Here is a 6,716-nt window from a genome sequence, read left to right on the forward strand (position 1 = left end):
TAAACCATTTTAATGTTTCGTCCATATTATGATCCTCTCGCTGCAGTAACACGGTTGTAATGTTCCAAGTAAACAAGCAGTATGGAAATATCAGCTGGTGTAACGCCGGCAATCCTTGAAGCTTGACCAATAGATAGCGGTCTGATAACAGAAAGCTTTTGCTTCGCTTCAGATGCTAAGCTGCGAACATCACTATAATCAATGTCATCAGGAATACGTTTTTTCTCCATTTTGTTCAAACGTGCTACTTGTACAAGCTGTTTCTCAATATAACCTGCATATTTAATTTGAATTTCAACCTGTTCCTTCATTTCCTCTGTCATTTCTGGAACGGAAGGTACAACCGTTTCTAGCATCGCATAAGTAACTTCCGGTCGACGAAGCAACGATAACGCATCAGTACCATGCTCCATGGGAGCTGTACCCGCTGCTATCAGCATTTCATTTGCTTGATCAGGTTTTACTTTGGTCCCGCGTAGACGTTCAATATCAATTTCAACCAATTCTTTTTTACGCAAAAATTTATTGTAACGTTCTTCCGAAATAAGACCGATTTCGTAGCCAGTTGGCGTTAGACGATAATCTGCATTGTCATGGCGAAGCAGCAATCGATATTCCGCTCTTGAAGTGAGCAAACGATAAGGATCGTTCGTCCCCTTCGTAACAAGATCGTCGATCATTACACCGATATAGCCATCTGCACGACCAATAATAATTGGTTCTTTCCCTTGTACCTTGCGTGCAGCATTAATGCCAGCCATAACGCCTTGTCCCGCAGCTTCCTCATAACCAGAAGTTCCGTTTATTTGTCCAGCTGTGAATAAACCATCAATCACCTTTGTCTCCAAAGATGGCCACAGCTGTGTAGGAACTACCGCATCATATTCGATCGCATAACCGTTACGCATCATCTCAACTTTTTCCAAACCTGGTATAGAACGTAAAATACCAAGCTGTACATCTTCCGGCATACTTGTGGAGAGACCTTGTACATAATACTCAGAGGTATTTTTACCTTCTGGCTCTAAGAAGATTTGGTGTTTTGGCTTATCAGCAAAACGGACGATTTTATCTTCAATAGAAGGACAATATCTTGGACCCGTTCCCTCAATCGCACCTGAGAACATTGGCGCACGATGAAGATTGTCATTGATAATTTTGTGCGTCGCTTCAGATGTATATGTTAACCAGCAAGGCAATTGCTCGTTTGTTGAAGATTCCGTCTCATGCGAGAAAAACTTCGGTTTATCGTCGCCAGGTTGAATTTCTGTTTTCGAAAAATCAATCGTATCTTTGTGAACACGCGGAGGCGTACCTGTCTTGAAACGTACAAGCTCCAAACCATGCTCCTTCAAGCTTGCCGAAAGTCTGACTGACGGCTGTTGATTATTTGGTCCGCTCTCATACATCAGCTCGCCCATAATTATTTTGCCGCGCAAATAGGTGCCCGTTGTAACAACAGTAGTCTTTGCACGATACTCAGCGCCTGTTTTTGTAACGATTCCTAAGCATTTTCCATCCTCAACAATAAGCTCTTCAGCCATACCTTGTCTCAGAGTCAAATGAGGTGTTTCTTCAATTGTCTTTTTCATTAAATGCTGATAATCAAACTTGTCAGCTTGCGCACGCAGTGCGTGCACCGCTGGACCTTTACCTGTATTAAGCATCCTCATTTGAATGAACGTTTTATCGATATTACGTCCCATCTCACCGCCGAGCGCATCAATTTCGCGCACCACATGGCCTTTTGCAGGTCCGCCGATAGATGGATTACATGGCATAAAAGCAACCATGTCTAGATTTATTGTAAGCAGCAGCGTTTCGCAGCCCATACGTGCAGCCGCAAGTGCAGCTTCACAGCCTGCATGCCCCGCTCCAATGACGATCACGTCATATTCACCAGCTATATATCTCATTGTCCTTTACCCTCCTAAAGGTTTTCGTAGAAAACCACTTCGTAAGCATTAACTTAGGTTTTCGTAGAAAACCACTTCGTAAGCATTAACTTAGGTTTTCGTAGAAAACCACTTCGTAAGCATTAACCCTAGTTTTCGAAGCAAACCACTTCGTAAGCATAACCGAAGGCGTTCATAGAAAACTTTCTTATGCCCCATCATTTCAGTGAAACCTATATGCTGAATAGAATAACGATTAGCTCGATATTCTATTTCCTTAATTAACACTTAGAGCTGCGCTAATCTTAAATAGCACAGGCAGCTGGAAACTCTGCCTCATTAGCAAAATCACTTTTTAGCAACGTACTTCATGAAAGCCACATGTCGTAAGTTTAATTCATATCGGCTGCAAAAGCCTACTTCCATCTATTTCCCTAAGCAGAACTGCGAGAAAATTTGGTCGATCAATGAGTCTCCAGCCTCATCACCCAAAATTTCGCCAAGCGATTCCCACGCGGATCTGGCATCGATTTGAATAAGGTCAATCGGTATTCCTGTATCAGATGCTTCTATTGCATCGACTAGCGATTGCCTCGCCCGCTTCAATAAAGCAATATGTCGAACATTGCTCACATATGTCAGATCACCTGATTCAAGCTGGCCTTCAAAAAACATCTCGCTAATCGTCTTCTCTAAACGGTCTAACCCATCTTCCTCAAGAACCGACATTTTAACGATGGAATCGACCGGAATCGACTCCTCCACCACCTCAATTTCTAATTGACGCGGCAAGTCAGTCTTATTTATGATCGCAATGACTGGGCGACCCTTCATTTGCAACAATAGCTCCCGATCATCAGCCTGCAACGGCTCATTATAGTTCAGCACTAGCAAAATGAGATCCGCTTCTTCAAGCGCATTGCGAGAGCGCTCCACCCCAATTCGCTCAACAACATCCGTTGTTTCACGAATACCGGCCGTATCGAGCAGTCGAAGTGGAATTCCGTTTAGAGCTACAAATTGTTCAATGACATCACGAGTCGTACCCGGGATGTCGGTAACGATAGCCTTATTCTCCTGCGTAAGTACATTCATTAAAGACGATTTACCGACATTGGGACGCCCAACGATAGCTGTTACAATACCTTCTCTTAGTATCTTGCCTTCGTTTGCGGTTTTTAACAGACGATCTATTTCATTAATAGCAGAATCGCATTGGTCACGAATGAACGAACTCGTCATTTCCTCTACGTCATGCTCCGGATAATCGATGTTCACTTCTATATGGGCAAGCAGCTCAATGACCGTCTGCCGCAAAGCTTTAATCCGCTTCGACAGAACGCCCTCTGCTTGTTTGCGGGCAACGGAAAATGCTCGATCAGATTTGGAACGAATCAAATCGATAACAGCCTCTGCCTGCATAAGATCGATTCGACCATTCAGGAAGGCACGCTTCGTAAACTCGCCAGGCTCCGCTGTGCGATAGCCGTCCAGCTGCAATACGACATCAAGCACCTTTTTAACGGCAATAACACCGCCATGTGCGTTAATTTCGACAACATCCTCCGCGGTAAATGAACGGGGACCTCTCATCAGCGTAACAAGTACTTCTTCAACCTCTTCTCCAGACCTCGGATCGAGAATATGACCATAATGCAGCGTATGTGTATCCGCATCATTTAGATTTATTTTCGAACGAAAAACACTCGCGATACCTGCAATTGCCTCAGGTCCGCTTACTCTAATTATTGCGATTCCGCCTTCTCCGACTGCTGTGGAAATGGCAGCTATCGTATCATGTACCATTGCTGTCAGCACCTCTCAAATGGAAAAACAGCAATGACCATTATGAGCCATTGCTGTGGATAGCGTATTGATTCGTATACATTTATATTGTACAGCTTATTGTCTTAATGCAATAACGACTCGCCGGTTCGGCTCATCGCCTTTACTAAACGTTTTCACCTTAGGGTGGTTCTGCAACTGCGAATGAATAACTTTGCGCTCATGCGGCGACATCGGCTCCAAGACAACTTCTTTTCTTGTGCGGATAACTCGTCCCGCCAAACGGTCGGATAAATCCGCTAACGTTTTGCGGCGGCGCTCCCGAAAATCTTCTGCATCAAGTACGATACGCAAATGACTGTCAGAATAACGATTAGCCACAATATTAACCAAGTACTGTAATGCATCCAACGTTTGTCCGCGACGTCCAATCAGCATGCCAAGATCTCCACTGCCTGTTACAGCAATATGTATACCGTCTCTTGTTTGCTTTCGATCGATGTTTACTTGCAATCCCATCGTGCCAGCCACTTCACGGAGGAAATTCTCCGCTTCAAGCATGGGATCGGGAATAAGCTCAAGCTCAACTTTCGCTTCCTTTGCGCCGAACAGTCCAAAGAAACCTTTGGTTGGCTGCTCAAGCACAACTTGTTTAACGCGGTCTTCAGTTACTTGCAATTGTAATAATCCGTTACGTACAGCATCTTCTACCGTTTTCCCCGATGCAATGATTTTCTTCATTTCGCAGGGGCCTCCTTACCTTTGTCAGATGAACGAACGTATAGGAAGTAGTTTTGAATGATTGTGTAAATGTTGCTGTAAACCCAGTACAAAGGAAGAGCCGCTGGGAAAGAAAGTGCCATTACAAAAATGAGCACAGGGAAGATCGCCAGCATCATGCCCATACCTGGCATTGTTTGTGTTTGCTGCTTCTGCATCATCTTTGACTGAATGAACGTTGTAGCGGCAGCAAGAATAGGAAGAATGTAATATGGATCTTTCTCTCCAAGCTGAAGCCACAAGAATGTATGCTCACGAATATCAGGGTTTTTGTAGATTGAATTGTACAAAGCGATAAAAATCGGCATTTGAACAATTAGAGGCAAACAGCCCGCCATCGGATTTACTTGATGCGTTTGGAAAAGCTTCATTGTCTCTTCTTGCTGTTTTTGCGGATTGTCTTTGTATTTTTTCTTAATTTCAGCCATTTGCGGCTGCAACGCCTGCATAGCTTTGGAGCTGCGGTATTGTTTTAGCGTTAACGGCAAAATCAATGTTCTTACAATGATCGTCAGGAGCAATATCGCAAGTCCGTAGGATTCGCCAAACCAGCCTGCGAACGTATCAAGCGTTAAGGCAAAGTAATAAACGACGTTCTTCTCCCAGAAGTTCCCCTTCAATAGATCAGCAGTCTCGGTTGTCTCTGTTGATGGAGCGCCGCATCCTGCCAGCACACCCATAAGCAGAACAAGACCGAACACTAAAATCATTTTCTTGTTTTTTGTCCAAAACAACAACTTTAAAACTCCTCTCTGAAAGCCATTACATCAAGCGTCAGCGGCAATAGCCGTACTCTTGCGGCGCAGCATATGTTTCGTGGAAAAATACAGGCATTGTATGACTAATACAATCTTATATTTTCAATCTAGACTATACCATAATTTATGGGACAAAGAAACAACGAGACTATCCATGCATCCGCTTTCTTGGCGCATGCTGTATCACGTTTTTTAGGCATGCGAAGCAAGCCGGCAAAATATCGTTAATCTGCCTGCTTCTCTTTTGAAATACTCGTGCTTTTCAGCAAACCGGCCTTCTTCAATACATGAAGAACGCTCTTCTCCATATCCTTCATCTTCATCAATGTAGCAGGCTTTCTTACTATTAGTATGAAGTCGGTTCGGGGAACGATTCGATTAGCTTGGTGACGAACAATTTCTTTAATCATTCTGCGCATGCGATTACGTACTACCGCATTGCCTATTTTTTTGCTTGCCGATACACCGAGGCGAAATGGTTCCGCCGATGGTTGTTTCGACCAATAGACGACGAATTGCCCATTCGCAAACGATTTGCCGCCTCGATAAATCCGGCTGAAGTCTTCACGATTGCGAAGACGCAATTTTCTATGCACGACTGTTGGCCACCGTTCTCTTGTTCATCTTCTAAGTATAGTCAGCAAGCGAGCAGCCTAAGCTGCTGCTCACTCACTCCTCATCCTCACAAGCAAAAAAAAAAGACCACCGGACGTGGTCTTCTGCTTATGCGCTCAGTACTTTTCTTCCTCTTTGACGACGCGCTGCCAAAACTTTACGTCCGTTCTTCGTGCTCATCCGTTTGCGGAATCCATGCACTTTCGCGCGTTTGCTTACATTAGGTCTAAATGTAGGTCTCATCGTTCTGCACCTCCTATACTGCGTGTTTCCAATCAAGCGTAAACGGCTCTCGCCGTCATAGTTTGACGGAGCAGCATCGTTTCGCGGTGTATATAAGCAGCATTATAAGCATGCACCTATAACGTCTTATATTTAAAAAAACGCTTTTTTTATTAAACCATGCCCAGCCCCAAAAGTCAATGATCAGCTCCAGCACCCTCTTGTTGATAAAAATAATTTCAAGTCAGCTGTGGATAAACGCATGAATTGACTTCATTTTTCAAAAACTAATAACATGTGCACAATCCACAGGCGGGTTAAACGAACTTTGTCGAAATCTTAACAAGATATAAACAATATGTAGTGGTGTAGATAACTTTTATGCACAAGCAGTTGAGAATGTGGATAAAATATGCGATTTCGTTGAAATATAAGGCATCTTTTGCTATGATAATTATGTTTTCACTGTGGATTAGATCAATATTGCCTCAGTTTTATCAACAGCCTGTGGATAACATTGTGAACAAACTCATCCCCTATTTATAACTCATTCACTTATTTCTCTTCATAATGTGGATGCTTTCGTTATAATACCCTTGTTTTCGACATTTTTTCTTGCAACTGCGCCACTTGTGGCGATTTGGATAAGGAGTGACAGTCT

6 protein-coding genes are annotated in these 6,716 nt (G+C 43.5%); all 6 read right to left on the reverse strand.

Going from position 1 to position 6,716, the window contains the following annotated elements; genetic code table 11:
* Positions 1-26 precede the first annotated feature (26 nt).
* The 6 genes from mnmG to rpmH all read right to left on the reverse strand — a co-directional run bounded on the left by mnmG (position 27) and on the right by rpmH (position 6,076).
* The gene (gene mnmG, locus MHH56_RS33140) at positions 27-1,916 is read right to left on the reverse strand and encodes a tRNA uridine-5-carboxymethylaminomethyl(34) synthesis enzyme MnmG (RefSeq protein WP_339205830.1); all 1,890 of its coding nucleotides are present in this window, start codon (positions 1,914-1,916) and stop codon (positions 27-29) included.
* Positions 1,917-2,321: 405 nt separating this feature from the next.
* On the reverse strand, positions 2,322-3,701 hold the full coding sequence (gene mnmE / locus MHH56_RS33145; RefSeq protein WP_339205832.1) for a tRNA uridine-5-carboxymethylaminomethyl(34) synthesis GTPase MnmE: 1,380 nt from the start codon (positions 3,699-3,701) through the stop codon (positions 2,322-2,324).
* Between the two features lie 96 nt (positions 3,702-3,797).
* Entirely contained in the window at positions 3,798-4,421 is a 624-nt protein-coding gene (jag, locus tag MHH56_RS33150; protein WP_076266593.1) for an RNA-binding cell elongation regulator Jag/EloR, read from the reverse strand.
* Positions 4,418-5,170 (reverse strand): YidC/Oxa1 family membrane protein insertase, encoded by a 753-nt coding sequence (locus MHH56_RS33155; RefSeq protein ID WP_339209793.1) that lies wholly within the window; start codon positions 5,168-5,170, stop codon positions 4,418-4,420. Before MHH56_RS33155 ends, jag begins: the two co-directional genes overlap by 4 nt.
* Before the next feature lie 272 nt (positions 5,171-5,442).
* Entirely contained in the window at positions 5,443-5,814 is a 372-nt protein-coding gene (rnpA, locus tag MHH56_RS33160; RefSeq protein WP_076266594.1) for a ribonuclease P protein component, read from the reverse strand.
* A 127-nt stretch (positions 5,815-5,941) separates the two neighbouring features.
* Positions 5,942-6,076, reverse strand: a complete 135-nt coding sequence (rpmH, locus tag MHH56_RS33165) for a 50S ribosomal protein L34 (protein ID WP_054025773.1) — start codon at positions 6,074-6,076, stop codon at positions 5,942-5,944.
* Between the last annotated feature and the right edge of the window lie 640 nt (positions 6,077-6,716).

It is taken from the genome of Paenibacillus sp. FSL K6-3182, from assembly GCF_037976325.1.
GTDB lineage: Bacteria > Bacillota > Bacilli > Paenibacillales > Paenibacillaceae > Pristimantibacillus.

Coding starts and splice junctions, on each gene's coding strand:
- mnmG (WP_339205830.1), bottom strand. CDS start 1,916: ATGAGATATATAGCTGGTGAATATGACGTGATCGTCATTGGAGCGGGG.
- mnmE (WP_339205832.1), bottom strand. CDS start 3,701: ATGGTACATGATACGATAGCTGCCATTTCCACAGCAGTCGGAGAAGGC.
- jag (WP_076266593.1), bottom strand. CDS start 4,421: ATGAAGAAAATCATTGCATCGGGGAAAACGGTAGAAGATGCTGTACGT.
- MHH56_RS33155 (WP_339209793.1), bottom strand. CDS start 5,170: ATGATTTTAGTGTTCGGTCTTGTTCTGCTTATGGGTGTGCTGGCAGGA.
- rpmH (WP_054025773.1), bottom strand. CDS start 6,076: ATGAGACCTACATTTAGACCTAATGTAAGCAAACGCGCGAAAGTGCAT.